Consider the following 20,790-nt stretch of genomic DNA (forward strand, 5'->3'; position numbering starts at 1 on the left):
CACCCACACCACCGGCACCCCCACCACCCTGCCCACACCACCCCCCACCACACCCCCACCCACCCTCCCCACCTACCCCTTCCAACACCAACACCACTGGCCCACACCCGCCAGGACCCTCCGCCACTCCCCCGTCCACACCGGACAGGAGGACACCGAACACCCGTTGCTCACGGCGAAGGTCGACCTCGCCGACGACACCACCGTCTACACCGGACTGCTCGACCGGGTCGAGCACCCGTGGCTCGCCGAGCACTCGGTCGGCGGTCTCGCGCTGCTCCCCGGCTCCGCGCTGGTGGACCTGGTCTGGCACGTGGCCGAGGAGAACGGTTTCCGGTCGGTCGACGAACTCGCGCTGCACGCACCGGTCCCCGTCCCCGACGAGCCGGCACGCCTGCGGGTGACCGTGTCCCCGGAGAACCGGGAAGCCCTCGTGCACACGCGGGGTCCGGACGGCGAGTGGGTGCACCACGCCACGGCCGCGCTCGGCGCCGAGGCGCCCGACCCGACCGACTCGCTGGCCGAGTGGCCGCCTCCGGGCGCGGAGCCCGTCCCGGTGGACGACCTGTACCCCGACCTCGTCGCGGGCGGCCTGGACTACGGTCCGACGTTCCGGGCGGTGCGCGGGGTGTGGCGCGACGGCGCGCACACCTACGTCGAGGCCGCTCTCCCCGACGGCACCGACACCCTCCACTTCGGACTCCACCCCGCCCTCCTCGACGCCGCCCTGCACCCGCTCGCGCTGGGGAAGTCCGACGAGCAGGTCATGCCCTTCGCGTTCACCGGCGCCGTCCTGCACGCCAGGGGCGCGTCCGTGCTCCGGGTGCGGCTGACCGTGCGCGGCCGTGAAGCGCTCAGCCTCCTGGCGGCCGACGTGTCCGGCGCCCCGGTGGCGTCCGTCGACGAGCTGCGCCTGCGCGCCGTCCCCACGGTCACGCGCGCGCAGCGCAACGAGCTGTTCCACCTGGCGTGGCGCCCTCTCGACGAGGCGCCGAACGGGGAGAGCACCGAGCGCCACACCTTCCTCGGCGCGCCGGGCTCGACCTCTGCCCCGGAGCACCACACCGCGGTCGTCCTGCACTTCCCGGCGGCCACGGGCCTCGACCGGCTGGGCGACGACGTGGTGACGGCGGTCCAGCGGCACGGCGCCGCGCTCGCCGCCTGGCTCGAAACCCCCGGCAACGACGAGATCCCGCTGATCGTCGCCACCACCGGCGCCGTCGCCACCGAACCGGGCCCGCTGGACCTCGTGCACGCTCCCCTCTGGGGCATGACCCGCGCCGCGCAGGCCGAGCACACCGGCCGGATCGTGCTGCTGGACCTCGACCCGGCCGATCCGGTGCCGGACGACGTCGACGAGCTGCTGAACGCGGTGCTGGCCTCGCAGGAGCGGCAGCTCGCCGTGCGCGGCGGCGTCCTGCTCGCACCGCGCCTCGCCCCGGTTCCCGTGCCCGAACCCGACCGGCCGGACCAGGACGGGACCGTGCTCGTCACCGGCGCGAACGGCGGCATCGCGTGGCACGTCGCCGAACACCTGGTCACCCACCACGGGGTGAAGCACCTGCTGCTGCTCAGCCGCTCGCACCCGACCGCGCTCGCGGAGCACGTCACCTCCCTCGGTGGTGTGCCGATCGCGCTGGCCTGCGACGTCGCCGACCCCGACCGGCTCGCCGAGGCGCTGGCGGCGATCCCGGAGGAGCACCCGCTCCAGGCCGTGGTGCACACCGCGGCGGTGCTCGACGACGCCACGCTGCGCGGCATCACCGCCGAGCAGCTCGCCAGGGTGCTGCGCACCAAGGTGCGGGGCACGCTCGTGCTGGAGGAGCTGACCCGCGGCGTCCCGACCGTCCTGTACTCCAGCGCGGCGGCCACGTTCGGCGGTGCGGGCCAGGCCGGTTACGCGGCGGCCAACACGTTCCTGGACGCCTTCGCCCACGACCGGAGGGCCGCCGGTCTGCCGGTGACGTCGGTCGGCTGGGGGCTGTGGGACACCGGCACCGGCATGGCCGCCCGGTTGGGCGAGTCCGACCTGCGCCGCGTGCGCCGGGGCGGTTTCCTGCCGATGTCGCCCGCGCGGGCGCTCGCCCTGCACGACGTCGTCGGCGGCGCGGGTCACGCGCACCTGGTCGCCAGCCCGATCGCGGTCGGGTCGCTGCGGCACGAGACCGCGCACCCGCTGCTGCGCGAACTGGTCCCCGCCAGGGCGAGGACCCGGCTGCGCAGCGCGGCCAACGCCGAGGACGCCTCCGAGCTGGTGATCAGACTGCGGGCGCAGGCGGAGGACGAACGCCGGGCGACGCTGCTGGCCATCGTGCGCGGCCAGGCGAACGCGGTTCTCGGCCACCCCGAGGACCACCCCGTCGACGACGCGCAGCCGTTCCGGGAACTGGGCTTCGACTCGCTCACCGCGGTCGAGCTGCGCAACCGCCTGCACGCCGCGACGGGCCTGCACCTGCCCGCCACGGTGGTGTTCGACCACCCGCGTCCCGAGGCGCTCGCCCGGTTCCTCGGCGAGCGGCTGCTCGGCGCCGCCGCACCGCGCGAGCGGGTGGTGGCGGCCTCGTCCGCGGAGCCGATCGCCGTCGTCGGGCTGGCGTGCCGGTTCCCCGGCGGCGTGGCGGGCCCGGAGGACCTGTGGCGGCTGCTGGCGGAGGGCGGCGACGCGATCGGGGCGTTCCCCACCGATCGGGGGTGGGACCTCGACGCGCTGTTCGACGAGGACCCGGACCGGCCGGGCACCAGCTACGCCCGCGAGGGCGGTTTCCTGGAGGGCGTGGCCGACTTCGACGCGGCGTTCTTCGGCATCTCCCCCCGCGAAGCGCTCGCCATGGACCCCCAGCAACGACTGCTGCTGGAGACCGCGTGGCACGCCGTGGAGGACGCGGGCATCGATCCGACGACGTTGCGGGGCACGCCGACCGGGGTCTTCACCGGCATCAGCAACCAGGACTACACGCGGCTGGCGCGGGACCTGCCGCCGGAGGTCGAGGGCTACCTGGGCACCGGCAACGCCGGGAGCGTCCTCTCCGGGCGGCTGGCCTACGTGCTGGGGCTGGAGGGGCCCGCGATGACGGTCGACACGGCGTGCTCCTCCTCGCTGGTCGCGCTGCACCTGGCCGCGCAGTCGCTGCGGTCCGGCGAGTCGACGCTCGCGCTGGCGGGCGGTGTGACCGTGATGGCCACGCCCTCGGTGTTCGTCGAGTTCAGCAGGCAGCGCGGGCTGGCCGCCGACGGGCGCAGCAAGGCGTTCGCCGCGACGGCGGACGGCATGGGTCCGGCGGAGGGCATCGGGGTGCTGCTGCTGGAGCGGCTCTCCGACGCGCGGCGGAACAACCACCGGGTGCACGCGGTCATCAAGGGCAGCGCGGTCAACCAGGACGGCGCGTCCAACGGCTTGAGCGCGCCCAGCGGTCCTGCCCAGCAGCGGGTCATCCGCACCGCCCTGCACAACGCCGGGCTGGCGCCCTCGGACGTCGACGTCGTCGAGGCCCACGGGACGGGGACGGCGCTCGGCGACCCCATCGAGGCCCAGGCCCTGTTCGCGACCTACGGCCAGGACCGCGACCGGCCCCTGCACCTCGGGTCGATCAAGTCCAACATCGGCCACACCCAGGCCGCCGCGGGCGTCGCAGGCGTGCTGAAGGTGGTGCTGGCGATGCGCCACGGCGTGGTTCCCCCGACCCTGCACGCCGCCGACCCCACGCCGCACGTCGACTGGGACGGGCAGGTCGTGCTCACCACGACCCCCGTGCCGTGGCCGGAGACGGGACGCCCCCGGCGAGCCGGTGTGTCCGCGTTCGGGATCAGCGGGACGAACGCCCACCTGGTGCTCGAACAGGGACCCGAGGTCCCGGAGCCGGTCGGCGACACCGGCCTGCCCGTGCCGGTGCTGCTGTCGGCGCGGACTCCGGGTGCGCTGCGCAACCAGGCGCTCGGCCTGCGCGACCACCTCGCGACCTCGTCGCCGCGGGCCTGCGCGCACACGCTGGCCACCGCGCGCACGGCGTTCCCGCACCGGCTCGCGCTGGTCGCCGCGCCCGGCGCGGACATCCGCGACGAGCTGACCGCCCTGGCCTCCTCGGTGCCGTCGTCCGCGCCGCCGGACGGGCTGACCGCGTTCCTGTTCACCGGCCAGGGGTCCCAGCGGGCCGCGGGCGCGGAGCTGTGCGAGCTGTTCCCGGTGTTCGCCAAGGCGCTCGACGAGGTCTGCGCGGCGCTGGACCAGCACCTGGGCCTGTCCACCCGCGGCCTGGTGCTCACCCCGACCGCCGAGCAGTTGGCGCGCACCGACCTGGTGCAGCCCGCGCTGTTCGCGCTCCAGGTCGCGCTCGCGGCCCTGCTGGACACCGAGCACGGCGTGCGACCGCGGGTGCTGCTGGGCCACTCGGTCGGCGAGGTGGCCGCGGCGCACGTCGCCGGGGTGCTGGACCTGGCCGACGCCGCCGCGCTCGTCACCGCGCGGGGCAGGCTGATGGCCGAGCTGCCCGCCGACGGCGCGATGGTGGCCATCGCCGCCTCCGAGCAGGAGGTCCTCGCGGCGATCGAGGGCCTGGAGCACGAGGTGTCGGTGGCGGCGGTGAACGGCCCGCTGTCGACGGTGCTGTCCGGCACCGGGTCGGTGGTCGACGAGGTCGCGGCGCGGTTCGCCCGCACCAAGCGGCTCCGCGTCGACCGCGCCTTCCACTCGCCCCAGCTCGACGGGCTGCTGGAGGGGTTCCGGGAGGTGGTGGAGGGCTTGGCGTTCCGGGCGCCGGACGTCCCACTGCTGTCCAACGTGGACGGACGGGTCGTCGGGGACGAGGTGACCACGGCGGAGTACTGGGTGCGCCAGGCCAGGCGGCCGGTGCGCTTCGCCGACTGCGTCGGGGAGGCGCTGCGGCTGGGGGTGACCCGGATGGTCGAGCTGGGACCGGACGCGGTGCTCACCCCGTTGGTCCGCGACCTGGTGCCCACCGACCACGTCGTGCGACCGCTGGTGCGCCGCGGGCACAGCGAGGCGGAGACGCTGGTCCGGGCGCTGGCGGGGCTGTGGAGCGGCGGAGCGGCCGTGCGCTGGTCGACGCTGCTCCCCCGGTCCGGCGGCACCGCTCCCGGCTACGGCTTCGACCGCAGGCGCTACTGGCTGGACGGCGGGTTCACCGTGACCGCGGCGCCCGCCGCGGCCGGAACGCCGTTCGACGGCGGCGGTGTCGACGACCTGGTCCGCCGCACGGCGGCGGCGGTCCTCGGCCACTCGCCGGAGGACTTCGACCCGGACGCGCCGTTCGCGGACCTGGGCATCGACTCGATGACGGCGACGGAGCTGCGTGGCAGGCTGGAAGCGGCGGCGGAGGTCCGGCTCACCGCGACGGCCGTGTACGACCACCCGTCGGCGAACGCGCTCGCGGCGCACGTCGCCGACCTGCTGGCGAAGCCGGAGGCCGCGCCGTCGAGCGCCATCGGATCGCTGTACTGGGCGGCGTGCTCGGACGGCCGGTCGGCCGAGGCGGGTGAGCTGCTGCGCGCGGCGGCGCGGCTCCGGCCCGCCTTCACCGCGGCGGACCCCCCGGAGCCGCCGACCCCCGTGCGGTTGTCGTCGCGGTCGGGCGAACCGGTTCCGCTGCTGTGCCTGCCCTCGTTCAACGCGGTCGCCGGTCCGCACGAGTTCGCCCGCTTCGCCGCCGCGCTCCCGCACGAGGTGTGGGCGTTGCCGGAGCCCGGTTTCGGGGCCGGGGAGGCGATTCCCGCCGACCTGGCCGCGATCGTCGCCGTGCAGGTCGCGGCGGTCCGCGCGGTGTCCGGCGGACGGCCGTGCGTGCTGGTGGGGCGGTCGGCCTCCGGCCTGCTGGCCAACGCGCTGGCCGCGGCTGTCGAGGCGGAGGGCGACCCGGTGCGGGCGGTCGTGCTGCTCGACGTCTACCCGCCCGCGTTCACCGAGGAGAACGACTGGGTCGAGCGGGAGCTGAACCTGGCCGTCGCCGCGCGGGAGAGCGGGGCGGTGCTGCACGACGACGCGCGGCTGATCACGATGGGCCGGTACTTCGAGGCCTTCGCGGGGTGGCGGCCCTCCCCGACCGGCGCGCCGACGCTGCACGTCCGCGCCGCCGAGCCGTTCTCCCCGGCGATCACGGAGTTCGGGGACTGGCGGTCGTCCTGGGACCTGGAGCACCGGGAGGTGGACACCGCGGGTGACCACTTCACGATCCTGGAGGGGTTCGCGGACACGACCGCCGCCGCCGTGGACGCCTGGCTGCGGACCTGACCCACGACACGAGGGGGGGCTCCCCGGATCACTCCGGGGAGCCCCCCTCGGTCCATCGACGTCGTGCGGTCAGCGCGGCGGACCGAACCAGGTCCGCAGGGCGGTGTCGAGGTGCTCGGCGTGGTCGCCGTCGTCGTCGGGGGCGACCCAGCAGACGTGGCCGTCCGGCCGCACGAGGACCCCGCGGGCCGACCAGGGCGACAGGTCGCCGTCGGCCACCTCCACCCGGTCCGCCCAGCCCCGCGCGCGCCCGGCGTGCTCGGCGCCCGCCACCAGCACACCGCGCCCGGAGCGCAGCCGTTCGAACAGCCGACCGCGGTCGAGCGCCAGGTCGGGCATCCGCGCGCCCAGCACCTCGTGCTCCACCCCGCTCCCCATCTCGTAGCGGACGTCGAGGCCGGACAGCATGCCCGCGAACCGGTCGTTCACCTCGCGCATCCGCAGCAGGTCGAGGAACGTGCGCCGCAGCGGGTCGTACTCCCGCGCCGGATTGGTCAGGAACGCCTGCACGCGGGTGTTCTCCAGCACGCGGGCGCCCACCGGGTGCCGCTCGGAGTGGTAGGTGTCCAGCAGGCCAGCGGGCGCGTGGCCGAGCACGTCCGCGGCCAGCTTCCAGCCCAGGTTCACGGCGTCCTGCACACCGACGCTCAGCCCCTGACCGCCCGCCGGGATGTGGATGTGCGCGGCGTCGGCGACCACGAACACCCGGCCGAGGCGGTAGTCCGCGGCCTGGTGCGCCGCGTCGGACAGCCGGGACGCCCACTCCACCTCGGCGATGTCCACCGCCGAGCCGTAGCGCTGCGCGACGGCCGCGCGGACCTCCCGCTCGGTCACCTCCGCGGCCGCCTCGCGCCCGTGCTCCGCCCACACCACCCGGTAGCGCCCGTTGGGCAGCGGCACCAGCGGGTAGGACACCTCCCGCCGGTCCCGGCGGTCCTCGCCCAGCAGGTCCGAGGTGCGCCGCGGCTTCGTGAGCACCTCCGGCGGCGCGGACCGCAGCAGCACGTCGGCGACCACACCGGAGAAGTCCGTCGAGGTGCCGGGGAAGTCGAACCCCGCCAGCGCGCGCACGGAGCTGGCGTGGCCGTCGCAGCCGACCACGTACCGGGCGTGGAGGTCGACCACGCCGTCGGGGGTGGAGACGACCGCGGTGGCCCGCTCCTCGTCCTGGGACAGGCCGATCAGCTCGTGTGCGCGCGACACCCGCACGCCGAGCCTGAGCAGTTCGGCCTCCAGCACCCCTTCCAGGAGGTTCTGCGGGTAGATCAGGTGGTACGGGTGCGCGCTGCCCCACCTGTCGTAGGTCAGCGGCACCGGCAGCCCGGCGAAGTGGCCGTCGGGGATGCGGGCGACCGCGTCGGCCAGGACGGCGTCGAGCAGACCTCGGCAGTCCAGCAGCTCCACGGTCCTGGGCTGGAGGCCCAGCGCCTTGGAGTGCCGGTTGGGTTCGGGCAGCAGGTCGATCACGGCGGGCCGCACGCCCGCCAGTGCCAGTTCGCAGGCGACAGCCAGGCCGGACGGCCCCGCTCCCACCACCAGGACGTCCACAGCGTTCATCACGGCCTCACACGCCTTGCGGCAGTCGGAACAGGTTGTCGGGGTCGTAGCGCCGCTTCACGCGGACCAGCTCGGCGTGGTTGTCGCCCCAGTAGGCCCGCTGCCAGTCGGCGAGGTGGGGGTCGGGGAAGTTCACGTAGGAGCGTCCGCTCGACCACGGGTCCAGCAGGGTGAACCCGCTGTCCACCCAGGACTCCGCGCGCCGCCTCCCGCCCTCGTCCGGGACCTCGGGCAGCAGCAGCACGTGGCCGATGAGGAACCGGGCGTCCCGGTGGGCGTAGGCGGTGGCGTCGGCGGCGACCCGGTTGATCGCGCCGCCCATCGCGGTGAAGTTGACGAACCGGGTCTGCCCGGCCTCGCGGTCGGCGCCGAACCCCTCGACCAGCGCGGAGATCCGCTCCGCGTCCAGCGGCCGGTCGAACAGCCGGTTGCGCTCGCGCTGGAACCGCTGGCGGGGCAGCACCGCGCCGGGGCGGGTGCCCTCCCGGTGGCACTGGTCGACGGTGAGCCCCCGGCCACCGCCGTAGATCCACATCATGGTGTCGAAGTAGGTCTGGTCGAGCACGACCTCGGCGACCGGTTCCACGCCCGCGGCCGCCACGAGGTCGGCCAGCAGCGCCTCGGCCCGCGCGGGCGGCCCCATCAGGGTGCCGATCATCGCGACCGTGACGGGTTCGCCGGGCGCCGCGTCGAGGAGCACCAGGCTGATCGACGTGCTCAGCTCGTCGGGTGCGGCGAGGACCCAGTCCTGCCAGGCGGACAGCACGTCCACGGCGGCGTCGCCCGTCCACACGAGGTGGAACAGCACCATCCTCGGGATGGGTCGGGGCACCACCTCGAAGTCCACGACGGCGCCGAAGTTCCCGCCGCCACCGCCGCGCAGCGCCCAGAACAGGTCCGGGTGCTCCTCCGCGGAGCAGCGCAGCGCGGTGCCGTCGGCGAGCACGACCCGCGCGGACACCAGGTTGTCCGAGGCGAGGCCGTGCTTGCGGCTCTGCGGCCCGTTGCCGCCGCCGGAGACGAACCCGCCCGCCGCGACCGTGGGGCACATCCCGTTGGCCACCGCGAGCCCGTCGGGCCACAGCGCGGCCAGCGCGTCCACCGCCTGCGTTCCCGGTCCGATGTGGACGGTGCGGCCGTCGTGCCGGACGTGGTCGAGGCGAGACAGGTCCAGCACCAGGCCGGAGGTCGTGGACCAGCCCGCGAAGCTGTGGCCGCCGCTGCGCAGCCGCACCGGCACGTCGTGCTCGGCGGCGAAGGCCAGCCCGGCGCGCACGTCGGCCTCGTCGGCGCAGTAGGCGACGCAGGCGGGTGCGACGGCGTCGTACTCGGCGATCTGCAACCGCACCGCCAGGTCGTAGGACGGGTCTCCGGGGAACACCGCCTCACCGCGCAGCAGCGACGGCAGCCGGGTGAGGTCCAGCGCCGGAACCACCACCGTCAGACGACCAGCGTGCGGATGGCCGGGACCGGGGGTCCGACGAGCTCGCAGATCGTCCTCGGCCCGTCCTGCCCGCCGTTGACCACGGTGACCAGGTGTCCGGGGGCGAACGTGTACAGGCCGGGCTCGGTCGCCAGGAAGCGGGTGTGGCCGCCGCTGAGCAGGACGGTGTGCCCGATCCTGGCCGGTTCCACGTTGGTCAGGCCGTTCGCGGTCGGCTCGAAGTCCACCGGGCCGGTGACGACCACGCCGAGCTTCCCGGTGATGTCGTTCGCCGGGCGCTCGAACTTGGTGCCGTGCAACGTGCGCAGGGTCAGCCACAGGTCGACGTGCGAGCCTCGGGGGACCACCACCGGCGCGGTGATGCCGAACTCGATCTCGTCGACGATCGGCTCCGCCCGTTCCGGCAGGCTGCACGAGTAGTTCACCCGCACGGTCCCGGTGTGCACCACCAGCACCGAGCCGTTCAGCTCGACCGCGGCGGAAACCCCGTCCGCCTGCGGGGTCGACACCGGGTCAGTCGCGCTCACAACCACGTTCGAACACCTCGTCACATCGCACGACGACTGCCGTCAGCCGTTGGGGAGCACCCAGATCACCGGCTCCCGGAGCACCGGTCAACCCCTAGCGCGGCCCCCTAACCCGGTCACCCCAGAACACCGGTCACACCGGCCGCGACCTGCTCGTCCGTGGCTAGTCTGCGATGAGGTGCCCACCTCCCAACAGGAGAGAGCCGATGAGCCAAGCCGTCGTCGAACTTCCTCTTCCCGTGCAGGAGAAGCGGCCGGGCACCAGACCGCGGATCGTCGGGTCGGGCATCGCCGTGCCGGAGCGGTCCTACAGCCAGCTCGACGTCCTGGACCGCTACGGCATCACCGACGGCCGGATCCGCTCGATGTTCCTCAACAGCGCGATCGACCGCAGGCACCTGGTGCTCCCGCCCGTCTCGCCGGACGGCGGCCCCGGCGTCGAGACGCAGGGCCAACTGCTGGCCAAGCACCGGGAAGAGGGCGTCCGGCTGGCCGCGAGCGCCGTGCTGGACTGCCTCGACCGCGCGAACGCCGACCTGTCGGACGTGGGCTACCTGTGCTGCGTCACCTCGACCGGCTTCCTCACGCCGGGAGTAAGCGCTTTCCTGATTCGTGAGCTGGGCCTGCGCCACCACACCGGGCGGTTGGACGTGGTCGGCATGGGCTGCAACGCGGGCCTCAACGGACTGTCCGCCGCGACCGGCTGGGCGGCGACCCACCCCGGCGGCCTGGCCCTGACGGTCTGCGTCGAGGTGTGCTCCGCGGCCTACGTCTTCGACGGCACCATGCGCTCCTCGGTGGTCAACTCGCTGTTCGGCGACGGCGCGGCGGCGGTCGCGCTGACCACCGACGGCGGCGGGGCCGACAGCGGCGCCCCCGAGGTGCTGAAGTTCGCCAGCTGCGTGATCCCCGACGCCATCGACGCGATGCGCTACGACTGGGACGACGAGCAGGGCAAGTTCAGCTTCTTCCTGGACCCCGGCGTGCCCTACGTGGTCGGCGCGCACGCCGAGACGGTCGTCAACCGGCTGCTCGCGGGCACCGGCCTGCGGCGGTCCGACATCGCGCACTGGATCGTGCACTCCGGCGGCAAGAAGGTCATCGACTCGGTCCGGGTGAACCTCGGCCTGACGCGCCACGACGTGCGGCACACCACCGGCGTGCTGCGCGACTACGGCAACGTGTCCAGCGGCTCCTTCCTGTTCTCCTACAAGCGCCTCGTCGACGAGGGCGTGGCCGCGCCCGGCGACCACGGCGTGCTGATGACGATGGGGCCGGGCTCGACCATCGAGACCGCCCTGCTGCGCTACTGACCCGAGGTGGTGCCCGTGCCCCTGTCCTCCCCGTCTCCGCTCAGCGGCGTCCCCGGCGTCGACGCCGCACTGCTGGCCGAACAGGCCGGGGCGTGCGACGAGACGATCGCCGCGCTGCCGCCGAAACCCGTGCGCTCACCGGAGGAGCAGCGGATCGCCGACGCCGCCCACCACCCGGTCCGGTGGTTGCGCGACCGCTTCCTGCTGCGGCACGGCAGGCGCGTGTACGAGTCCGCCACCGGCGGGTTCGAGCGGCGCCCCCGGCTGGCCCCGCTCGCGGCCGAGGTCGCCGACCTCTACCCCGGCCTGCTGCCCGGCCGCGCCCGGTTGGCGGAGGAGGACGGCCTGCCGCAGGCGCTCAAGGAAGGCCTGGCCATCGACCAGGGCATCTTCTTCCGCCGGGTGCTCGGCGACCCGGTGACCGGCGAGCACCTCGTGGACGCCATGCGCGCGCCGACCCAGCGGGCGCTGCACCTGCTGACCGCGTTCGAGTCGCTCGGGGAACTCGACCTCGGCACCGTCCACCTGGAACGCGTCGACGACGTCGCGCACGTGACCCTGCGCAACCTCGACTGCCTCAACGCCGAGACCAACGAGCTGACCGCGGACCTCGAAACGGCGGTGGACCTGGTCCTGCTGCACCAGGACGTCCGGGTCGGACTGCTGCGCGGCGCCGAGATGACGCACCCGCGCTACGAGGGGAAACGGGTGTTCAGCCCCGGCATCAACCTCAAGCACCTGCACGCGGGCCGCATCTCCTACACCGACTTCCTGCTCGGCAGGGAACTCGGCCTGCTGAGCAAGCTGCGGCGCGGCCTGCGGCCCGACGAGGGCGATCCGGGGTCCTGGCCGCACCTCGACGTCGCGAAGCCGTGGGTGGCCGCGGTCGACACGTTCGCGATCGGCGGTGGCATGCAGGTCCTGCTCGCCGTCGACCACGTGGTGGCCGCCGACGACGTGTACTTCAGCCTCCCGGCCGCCCAGGAGGGGATCGTGCCGGGGATGGCGAACCTGCGGCTGGCCGCGCTGTTCGGCGGACGGCTGACCAGGCAGGTGATCCTCGACGGCAGGCGCGTCCCCGCCCACGCCCCCGAGGCGCGGCTGCTGTGCGACGAGGTGGTCGCGCCGGAGCGGGTGGGCGAGGTCGCCGCGGCCGCGGCGAAGCGGCTGGCCTCCCCCGCCGTGGCGGTGAACCGCCGCATGATCGACCTCGCGGAGGAGCCGCCCGACCGGTTCCGCGCCTACGCGGCCGAGTTCGCGCTGGCGCAGGCGCTCAGGTTGCACAGCGCCGACGTGCTGGACAAGGTGCACCGCTTCAGCACGGCGGGACGTGCCGGGTGAAGCCGGTGCAGGCGCTGCTCCGGGTGCTGCGCGACGAGGGTGTGACGAAGGTCTTCGGCAACCCCGGCACCACCGAGCTGCCCTTCCTGGACGCGCTGGTCGACGCGCCCGACATCGAGTACGTGCTGGGCGTGCACGAGGGTTCGGTCGTCGCGATGGCCGACGGGTACGCCCGCGCCACGGGCAGGCCCGCGTTCGTCAGCCTGCACGTCGCGGCCGGGCTCGCCAACGGTCTGGTCGGGCTGCTCAACGCCTCCAGGTCGCGCACCCCGCTCGTGGTCACGGCGGGGCAGCAGGACCGCAGGCACCTCTCGCACGACCCGATGCTCTCCGGTGACCTCGTCGGCCTCGCGCGGGCGGCGGTCAAGCACACCTTCGACGTGCGGCACGCCCACGACCTGCCCGTCGCGCTGCGCCGGGCCTTCCGCCTCGCCGTCCAGCCCCCGGCCGGGCCGGTGTTCCTGTCGATCCCGATGGACCTGCTCGCCGAGGACGTGGAGGTGGTGCTGCCCGAGCGCTCCACCATCCGGCCGCCCGGTCCCGCGACGGGGGTGGGCGAGGCCGCCGACGTGCTCCGCGCGGCCCGCGAGCCCGCGATCGTGGCCGGTGACGGGGTCGGCCGGTCCGCGGCGGTCGCCGAACTGGTGGGGGTGGCGGAGGCGCTGGGCGCGGCCGTCTACCACCAGCCCTTCAACGACGGCATCGACTTCCCGACCGCGCACCCGCTCTACCGGGGTGCGCTCCCCGCGACCCACGCCGGGATCCGGGAGCGGCTGGAACCCCACGACGTCGTGTTCGTGGTCGGGTGCCACGCCTTCATGCCGCACCACTACACGCCGGGTTCGCCGATCCCGGCGGGCACGCGCGTGGTGCAGCTGGACGACGACCCGTCCGAGCCGGGGCGGAACTTCGCGGTGTCCCCCGGCATGGTCGGCGACATCCGCGCCACGATCGCCGAACTGGCGAAGGTCCTGCCGCGGAGCGGTCGCACGTACCACCGCGCCGACGAGTCCGAAGTGGACTTCGAGGTGCCGGACGTCCGGGCTCCGCTGGACCCGCTCGTCGCGGCGCGCGCGGTCGCGGCCGGGCTGACCGAGGACGCGGTGCTCGTCGAGGAGGCCATCACCACGGGGGTGCTGCTGCGCGGGGCCCTGCGGCAGTCGCGGCCGGGGTCGTACGTGCACACCGTCGGCGGCGGTCTCGGCTCCGGGATCGGCATGGCCGTCGGCACCCGCCTCGGTGATCCCACCCGGCCCGTCGTGGCCGTGCTGGGCGACGGGTGCGCCCTGTTCGGCGTGCACGGCCTGTGGAGCGCGGCCCGGTGCGGCGTCCCGGTGACGTTCGTGGTGATGAGCAACGGCGAGTACCGGACCCTCAAGGAGACCCTGGACTCCTGGGGCAGCCGCGCCAGCGAGGCGGGGCGCTACCTCGGGGTGGACCTGGGGCGGCTCGACTTCACCACGGCGGCCGACTTCTTCGGCGTGCCCGCCGTGCGCGTCGACTCGGCGAAGCAGCTGCACGAGATCGTCGCCACAGCGGGCGACCGGCACGGCCCGCTCCTCGTGGACGTGCCGATCACCGGACACCAGGAGCACCCGTGATCACCCCGCCCCCCATGGGTCCCGGCCTCTCCCCCGTCGTCGAGCCCGCCACCGGGGCCGTCCTGGGTGGTTTGCCGGTGCACGATCCCCGCGACGTCCGCCCGGTCGTGGCCGCAGCGGCCGTGGCGCAGTCCGACTGGGCGGCGACGCCCGCCGTGGAGCGGGCCGAGGTGCTCCGTCGTGCGGCGCTGGTGCTGCGGGAGCACCGCGCCGAGGTGGTCGAGTGGCTGGTGCGGGAGAGCGGGTCCGTGCGGGGCAAGGCGGAGCACGAGGTGGGGTCGGTGCTCGACGAGCTGTGGGTGGCCTCCGCGTTGCCGACCCAGCCCTACGGGCAACTGCTGCCCGACGCCGGGGGGCGGCACAGCTCCGCGCGCCGGGTGCCGCTCGGCGTGGTGGCCGTGATCAGCCCGTGGAACGTGCCGCTGCTGCTGGGCGCGCGGGCCGCGGTGCCCGCCATCGCCCTGGGCAACGCCGTGGTGCTCAAGCCCGACCCTCGCACGCGGGTGTGCGGCGGGCAGGTGCTCCTGGAGGTGTTCCGGGAGGCCGGTCTTCCCGAGGACGTGCTGCGCGTGGTCGACGGCGGGGCCGACGTGGGTCGTGCGCTGACCGTCGACCCCGAGGTGGCGATGGTGGCGTTCACGGGCTCCACGGAGGTGGGCAGGCACATCGGCGCCGAAGCGGGCCGCCTGCTCAAGCGCGCCTCGTTGGAGCTGGGCGGCAACAACGCCGTCGTGGTGCTCGACGACGTCGACCTGGAGGCGGCGGCCTCGGCGGCGGCCTGGGGCTCGTTCTTCCACCAGGGCCAGGTGTGCATGGCCGCTGGACGGCACATCGTGCTCGACTCGGTCGCCGACCGGTACCTGGAGCTCCTCTCCGAGCGGGCCGACGCGCTCGCGGTGGGTGACCCGTGGCGCGAGGACGTCGCGCTCGGGCCGCTGATCGACGAGGCGCAGGCGGCGCGCGTGGACCGGATCGTCGCCGAGTCGGTGGCCGCGGGCGCGAAGGTGCTGGCGGGCGGCACGCGGGACGGCCTGTTCTACCGGCCGACGGTGCTGGCCGACGTGACCGCGGACGCGCCCGCCTTCACCGAGGAGGTGTTCGGGCCGGTCGCCCCGGTGGTCGTGGTGGCCGACGAGGACGAGGCGGTGGCGGCGGCCAACAACACCGAGCACGGCCTGGTCGCGTCCGTCCTGACCGGATCGGTGCGGCGCGGCCTGGCACTGGCCGACCGGCTCGCCACGGGCATCGTGCACGTCAACGACCAGACGATCGAGGACGACGCCTACGTCCCGTTCGGCGGGTGGGGAGCCTCGGGCAACGGCAGCAGGCACGGAGCGGGCCGCAGTTGGGAGGAGTTCACCCGCTTGCAGTGGCTGACCGCGCGCGACCACGTCCAGCCGTCCCCGTTCTGACTCAGCGGCCCTCCCAGCGCGGCTCCCGCTTCTCCGCGAACGCGGCGGGCCCTTCCCGCGCGTCACGGCTGCGCGACCTGACCCGCTCCCAGGGGTAGTCGGCGGCGAAGGCCTCCTCCAGCGGCATCGTCACCGACCGCGTCGCGGCCTGCTTGACCGCCCGCACGGCCAGCGGCGCGGCCCGCAGCAGGTCCTCGACCCACCCGTCCACGCACGCGTCCAAGTCCTCGGCCGGGACCACGTCGTTGACCAGTCCCAGTTCCCACGCCCGCCGCGCGCTCATCGGCCGTCCGGTCAGCAGGTGTCCGAGCGCGACCCGGAACGGCGCCTGGCGGGCCAGCCGGAACACCCCGCCCGCACCCGCGATCAGCCCCAGCTTGGCCTCCGGCAGGGCGAACACCGCGTCGTCGGAGGCCACCACGACGTCGCAGGCCAGCGCCAGCTCGAACCCCCCGCCGTAGGCGTACCCGCGCACCTTGGCGACCACCGGCTTGGCCAGGTCGAACCGCTCGGTCAACCGCGGCCAGCCGGGTTTCCCCTCGCTGCCGAAGGAAGACGGCCCGACCTCCCCCGCGCTCTCCAGCGCCGCCAGCTCCTTGAGGTCCTGCCCGACCGAGAACGCCTGCTCACCGGCGCCGCTGACCACGGCGACCCACAGGTCGTCGTCGGCCTCGAAGTCGTCCCAGACCTCGGCGAGTTCCGCGTGCATCCGGCGGTTCATCGCGTTGAGCACGTGGGGCCGGTCGAGCACCACGTGCGCGACCCTCCCCCGCTTGTCGTAGCGGATCTCGGCGCGGTCGTCCCCCATGTCCCCACCGTACCGGACGGCTTCGCCACACCGTCCACAGTGGATTGATAACGCGGGTCGGCTCACGAACTTGACGGCGAGCGCACCCGGCACCGCCGCGACGACCGAGCTCAGGAACAGCGCGAAGCAGTTCGGCCCGGCGTCGCCGATCGCCAGCAGCACGGTGCCCACGACCGGGACCAGCAGCTGCGGGAACTGGTACGACAACGCGATCACGGCCAGGCCCGCTCCTGGCTCCGAGGTGGCGGGCAACACCTCGGTCAGCATCGCCAGGTCGACGGCGACGAACGCGCCCTGCCCCATCCCGGCGATGGCGATCGCCGGCACGAACACGGGCGGACCGTCGGCGAACAGGCTGACCAGCAGGCCACCGGCGGTCAACAACGCCGAGGTCCACACGATCAGTGAGGTTGTCCCCTTGATCCGGACACCCTGATCCCAGACAACGGTCCGGGGGAAGGGACAACCTCAGGTGGAGCGCATTCGGCAAGAAACGCGGCCGCAACGGAAAGATGACCGGTCCGCCGGTCCGCGACGACCTGGTCCGGCGTGACGTCACCGCCACCGCGCCGAACCGGCTGCGGCTGGCCAACATCACCGAACACCGCACCACAGAAGGAAAGCTGCATCTCTGCGCGGTCAAGGACGTCTGCTCCAACCGGATCGTCGGCTACTCCATCGACTCCGGATGAAGTCCCGCCTCGCCGTCACCGCGCTCACCAATGCCCTCGCCCGCCACGGCCTGACCGGCTCGATGGCTCCGGACCGCAATCGTGACCTGGATCGAGCGCACTTGCCACCGCCGCAGACGCCAAGCCGCTCGCGGCCGGTCGACCCCCATCGAATACGAAACAATCATGACCACGCCAGCCAGCCAAGCTGGCGTGACCACCACTGTCACCTACTCGTGCAGCAGACCCCTCGGTGTTCGCAAGAACGGTGAGATAGTGCTGAGGGCATGAGACGAAGGCACCTCATGCCTTGTTTTAGCCAGGCGTCCGGCGATCACGGTTGTCGATAGAGGCGATGGGGGTAGACGTTGTACGCGTTCTGTCGATACGGGGCCGCGTTGATGCTGGTCTTCTATGGGTTCGCGAAGCTCAACGGGTCGCAGTTCACGGTTCTGTCGTCCGAATTGGACAAGCCGATGGGTGATGTCTCAGGTTTCTGGCTGACCTGGCACTACTTCGACTTCTCGCCGGTTTTCGGCACGTTGGTCGCGCTGGTCCAGATCACTCTCGGGGTGCTGTTGTGCTGGCGCAAGACCACATTGGTGGCCGCGTGCGGCGGGCTGGGCGTGCTCGCCACGATCACGCTGATCGACCTGACCTACGGCGTCGACGCCAGCGGTACCGTGATGGCCGCGGCAACCACCGCCTGCCTGGGTTTCGTGGTGACCCGGCATCGTGCTGACCTCGTGCGCGCGCTCTGGACCGACCAGCGCTCCACCGACACACAAGGTGTGCGCGAGGTCATCGTGAGAGTGATCATCCAGGTCGCGGTGTTGGTCGCCGCGTTCGCCGGCACATACTGGATTGCCAATGAGAACAACCGTGCGCCGACACCGCTGGACGGCGCCTGGGAGGTCCGTACCGGGACCTACCAGCCAGTCGGCACTGTTCACCCGGTTGAGCGCCTGTACTTCGAGTACAACCGCGCCTACCTGGTGGTCTTCCGCTTCGGCGATCAATGGATCGAGCACCATTTCGAGGTTGACCCCGCACAGCGAGAGCTGCGGATATGGGACCAATGGCTCCGCAAGGACACACCCCTGTTGTTCAACGGTGCCTATGAGCTGACCGGCGATCGACTGGTGATCACCGGAACCTTTGATGACAACGCCTCCCCCGTTCGCCTCGAGCTCACTCGGCTCAGGAATCGCTGAAACGGATCCAAGCCACTGTTTTCGCATGTCAACGGCGCGCTCATGCCGTGAAGCGGCACGGCCAGGGCCGCCCGCCCTGCGCTGCATCGCAGCAAACGCCGCGACACGCCCGAGCGTCATGCTCCGTGAAGAGCAAAGTGTCACCCTGGGTTAGCAAACTGCTTTCGGGCTTGACGCAGACCTACTCGAAGATCATGCCGGTTAAGCCTGCATCCGCTGCCCCGGCCCGCGCTTGGATCCGCGGGCGCGGCCGAGGTCGGTCGAGATCATCGTCAACCTGGGTTGTGATCCTGGTGGCAGAACACCTGCGCGTCGGTGCCCTCGAAGATCATGTTGCTGATGCTCAGCCCAACCCGCCGTCCATCTCGAGCAGGTGCTCGCCCCGCAGAACGCGGTCGCCATCAATGGATTCTCTTCGGCCTGCACCGACGCAGAAGGTGGCGCCCCGACGAGGAGGAGAGGCGTGGCCCGCTCCTCGTCGCGGCAGTCTCGCTCTTACCTGGTTGGCAGGGCGATCACAGGACGAGCATGAGCTTGCCGCCGGGTCGGCGGGACTGGCTGAGCTCGGCCACCTCCTGGATCCGGTCGAGCGTGTAGGTGCGGGCGACCGGTACGACCAGGATGCCTTCGCCGGCGAGCCGGGCGAACTCGTCCATCTGGTCGTACCGGATCTCGGTGGTGATCCGGACGCCCAACTCGGCCGCGGCGGCGAAGTCCGAGACGGTGAGGACGCGGTCGGGATCCCCGGTCAGCTCGATCAGGGTCGGTAGCGAGCCGCCGGCCGGGCGACCTCAATGCGGTCGTGGTGCTGATGCTCCGACAGCAGACCGGCCACTGCCCGGACCGTGTCGGCCAAGGTCTCCCGACGACTGAGATGACGGGTCAGTGATCGCCAGTTCTTCAAATGAGCGATGCCGTGCTCGACACGGGTACGACGTGAGGAATGGTCCTTCCGTAGCCGCGTATGGATCTCCTCGTACCAGGCTGGTGGATTCCTACGGAACTCCCGGTAGGACGGGGTGCTCACATGCCCGGCCGTCACCGCCTCGGCCCGCAGGTCGACCGGCCCGCGGTCGGCGGCGGCGCCGGTCGGCCGCAGTCGGACGACCTCCACCACCGCGGCATCTTCCTCGTGGACATACAGGACTCAAGCTCGCGTCACGACGACGTGAAACGCCTGCATCGGGCCAAACTTGCGCAACAGCGAGTCCGACACAGTGCACATGGTGACCGAGACCATCTACGACAACGTGATACGGCACGGATACGGACGGATTGACCCCGGCTCGTACGAGCCACGCACGGTACCGGTCAAGAGCCGGAAATTGCGGACGTGGGTGTCGTGGCCTGATTTCTGGAGCCAGTTCTAGTTCTAACGATCGCTCGCTTGTACGTCTGAAGCGCCTACGAGGAACACCTGCCGCTACATCGGTGGGCGGTTCCAGGGTCAGCGTCATCGTCGTCGGGCCTGGTTCGCGGCCGGTGCGAGTGGTTCCGAGTGCCCTGGAGTGCCTCGGTGCCACAACTCGATCTTGTGCCTGGTGGTGCCCCTCTCTGGCCGGACGAAGCGACTCCTACCGCCTGCGGAGCGCAGCGCCGCACCTGCGGTCAAGACCGGTGGCGGCGGTCCTGTCCGCAGAGGTCGGGTGCGATGTTCGCCTTTGTTCGTTCACGTCTGCCGTTCGACCGTGAAGAACCGATCCGGACTACACCTGGTGGCGATCAGTCGGGAGAGCCGAGCAATCCGGAAAGAGGAAGCACACCATGCCGATCAGTGCACACCTGAGTCGACTGGGCATCACCGCGGCACTCGTGGTCGCGTCCGCTGTTCCGCTGGCGGGAAGCGCCATGGCCGCGTCCGACGCACAACCGCGGAGAGCGTTCGACTGCCAACTGCACCTCCAGGTCGCGGGCTACCCGCTCACCGAGCCCAGGGTGAACGCCTGCGCCACCGGAGCGGAAGGGAGTTGGCTCGACTGGCTCACCTGCTACGCGGGGCTGCTCGGATCCGGCGTCGACCAGCGCACCGCCGAACTCGCCTGCAACCTCTCGCAGGATTGAGCATTCCCGCACCGCGGATCCGCGAGTGTTTCCGGTCGGCACGGAACTGGCCCTCCCACGGCCAGTTCCGTGTCCGTGCGACGTCGCGCGCTGACCGGCGACCCGCGCGGGTGCGGGTGCGACAGGAGGAAGACGGCGTTTCGAGGTGCTGGTGGCTCTCTTGTCTCATGGCACGAACCGGCCGTGAGTGGTGTCGGGCTCCGGCGGCTGGTGGCCTGCGAAGCGGACCTCACCGGCCATCGAAGGATCACCGGGGATTGCGAACCCCTTGTGCACGGCGAGCGGCAGTAGTGCGGTGTGCGGGACCGGTGATCATCTGAAACCGCACTTGCGATGCGGAACCTGTTGCACACAGCAAGAACGAGGGCGTCGCACGTGACCGGACGCCCTCGCAACGACCACTTCTCCACGCCGTCGGGTCTGGCCGGGTGGAGCCAGGGCGGGACCGCCCGCCGGATCAACGCCCGCGCCCACCTCTACGACGCACGACAGAAGATCGACAACGGTGTGCGCCATGGCCCGCACGACCTCCGGGTCCGGGCTCTGGCCGGGCTGCGCGGGCAGGGCTGTCCGGTGCTGGACGCCGACGTCGCCCGGCTC

General features: G+C 72.7%; 14 protein-coding genes and 1 pseudogene. 9 read left to right on the plus strand and 6 right to left on the minus strand.

What is annotated here, in order from left to right; translation table 11 throughout:
* The first annotated feature begins 166 nt into the window (after positions 1-166).
* On the plus strand, positions 167-6,241 hold the full coding sequence (locus AC156L_RS13970; protein WP_330877172.1) for a type I polyketide synthase: 6,075 nt from the start codon (positions 167-169) through the stop codon (positions 6,239-6,241).
* Positions 6,242-6,310: 69 nt separating this feature from the next.
* Here AC156L_RS13970 and AC156L_RS13975 read toward each other — a convergent pair whose 3' ends face one another.
* The 3 genes from AC156L_RS13975 to AC156L_RS13985 are packed head-to-tail and all read right to left on the minus strand — an operon-like array spanning position 6,311 to position 9,769.
* Complete coding sequence (locus AC156L_RS13975; RefSeq protein WP_330877173.1) at positions 6,311-7,798, minus strand: FAD-dependent monooxygenase; 1,488 nt, start codon at positions 7,796-7,798, stop codon at positions 6,311-6,313.
* A gap of 7 nt (positions 7,799-7,805) precedes the next feature.
* Positions 7,806-9,236 (minus strand): FAD-binding oxidoreductase, encoded by a 1,431-nt coding sequence (locus AC156L_RS13980; RefSeq protein WP_330877174.1) that lies wholly within the window; start codon positions 9,234-9,236, stop codon positions 7,806-7,808.
* Positions 9,237-9,238: 2 nt separating this feature from the next.
* Positions 9,239-9,769: a hypothetical protein gene (locus tag AC156L_RS13985; protein WP_330877175.1), complete on the minus strand. Its 531-nt coding sequence runs from the start codon at positions 9,767-9,769 to the stop codon at positions 9,239-9,241.
* A gap of 206 nt (positions 9,770-9,975) precedes the next feature.
* Here AC156L_RS13985 and dpgA point away from each other — a divergent pair, with 206 nt between their 5' ends.
* The 4 genes from dpgA to AC156L_RS14005 are packed head-to-tail and all read left to right on the plus strand — an operon-like array spanning position 9,976 to position 15,436.
* Positions 9,976-11,082 (plus strand): 3,5-dihydroxyphenylacetyl-CoA synthase DpgA, encoded by a 1,107-nt coding sequence (dpgA, locus tag AC156L_RS13990; RefSeq protein ID WP_330877176.1) that lies wholly within the window; start codon positions 9,976-9,978, stop codon positions 11,080-11,082.
* 15 nt (positions 11,083-11,097) lie between these two features.
* Positions 11,098-12,423, plus strand: a complete 1,326-nt coding sequence (gene dpgC, locus AC156L_RS13995; RefSeq protein ID WP_330877177.1) for a (3,5-dihydroxyphenyl)acetyl-CoA 1,2-dioxygenase DpgC — start codon at positions 11,098-11,100, stop codon at positions 12,421-12,423.
* Entirely contained in the window at positions 12,420-14,024 is a 1,605-nt protein-coding gene (locus AC156L_RS14000) for a thiamine pyrophosphate-binding protein (RefSeq protein WP_330877178.1), read from the plus strand. Before dpgC ends, AC156L_RS14000 begins: the two co-directional genes overlap by 4 nt.
* A complete protein-coding gene (locus AC156L_RS14005) occupies positions 14,021-15,436 on the plus strand; it encodes an aldehyde dehydrogenase family protein (protein ID WP_330877179.1) in 1,416 nt (471 codons plus the stop codon). The genes AC156L_RS14000 and AC156L_RS14005 overlap by 4 nt, the downstream gene beginning before the upstream one ends.
* Before the next feature lies 1 nt (position 15,437).
* Here AC156L_RS14005 and dpgD read toward each other — a convergent pair whose 3' ends face one another.
* On the minus strand, positions 15,438-16,643 hold the full coding sequence (gene dpgD, locus AC156L_RS14010) for an enoyl-CoA-hydratase DpgD (RefSeq protein ID WP_330877180.1): 1,206 nt from the start codon (positions 16,641-16,643) through the stop codon (positions 15,438-15,440).
* 74 nt (positions 16,644-16,717) lie between these two features.
* Between dpgD and AC156L_RS14015 the strand changes: the two are divergent.
* A pseudogene (locus AC156L_RS14015) lies at positions 16,718-17,125 on the plus strand (IS3 family transposase); the annotation flags it as partial.
* Positions 17,126-17,316: 191 nt separating this feature from the next.
* On the plus strand, positions 17,317-18,129 hold the full coding sequence (locus AC156L_RS14020; RefSeq protein ID WP_484406901.1) for a hypothetical protein: 813 nt from the start codon (positions 17,317-17,319) through the stop codon (positions 18,127-18,129).
* A 515-nt stretch (positions 18,130-18,644) separates the two neighbouring features.
* Here AC156L_RS14020 and AC156L_RS14025 read toward each other — a convergent pair.
* On the minus strand, positions 18,645-18,824 hold the full coding sequence (locus tag AC156L_RS14025) for a hypothetical protein (RefSeq protein ID WP_330877182.1): 180 nt from the start codon (positions 18,822-18,824) through the stop codon (positions 18,645-18,647).
* Between the two features lie 62 nt (positions 18,825-18,886).
* A complete protein-coding gene (locus AC156L_RS14030; RefSeq protein WP_330877183.1) occupies positions 18,887-19,246 on the minus strand; it encodes a hypothetical protein in 360 nt (119 codons plus the stop codon).
* Between the two features lie 647 nt (positions 19,247-19,893).
* Here AC156L_RS14030 and AC156L_RS14035 point away from each other — a divergent pair.
* Positions 19,894-20,190, plus strand: a complete 297-nt coding sequence (locus AC156L_RS14035) for a hypothetical protein (RefSeq protein ID WP_330877184.1) — start codon at positions 19,894-19,896, stop codon at positions 20,188-20,190.
* Between the two features lie 375 nt (positions 20,191-20,565).
* Positions 20,566-20,790 (plus strand): hypothetical protein (locus AC156L_RS14040; protein ID WP_484406903.1); only part of this gene is annotated, 225 nt, incomplete at its 3' end.

The sequence above is a fragment of the Umezawaea sp. genome, assembly GCF_057122925.1.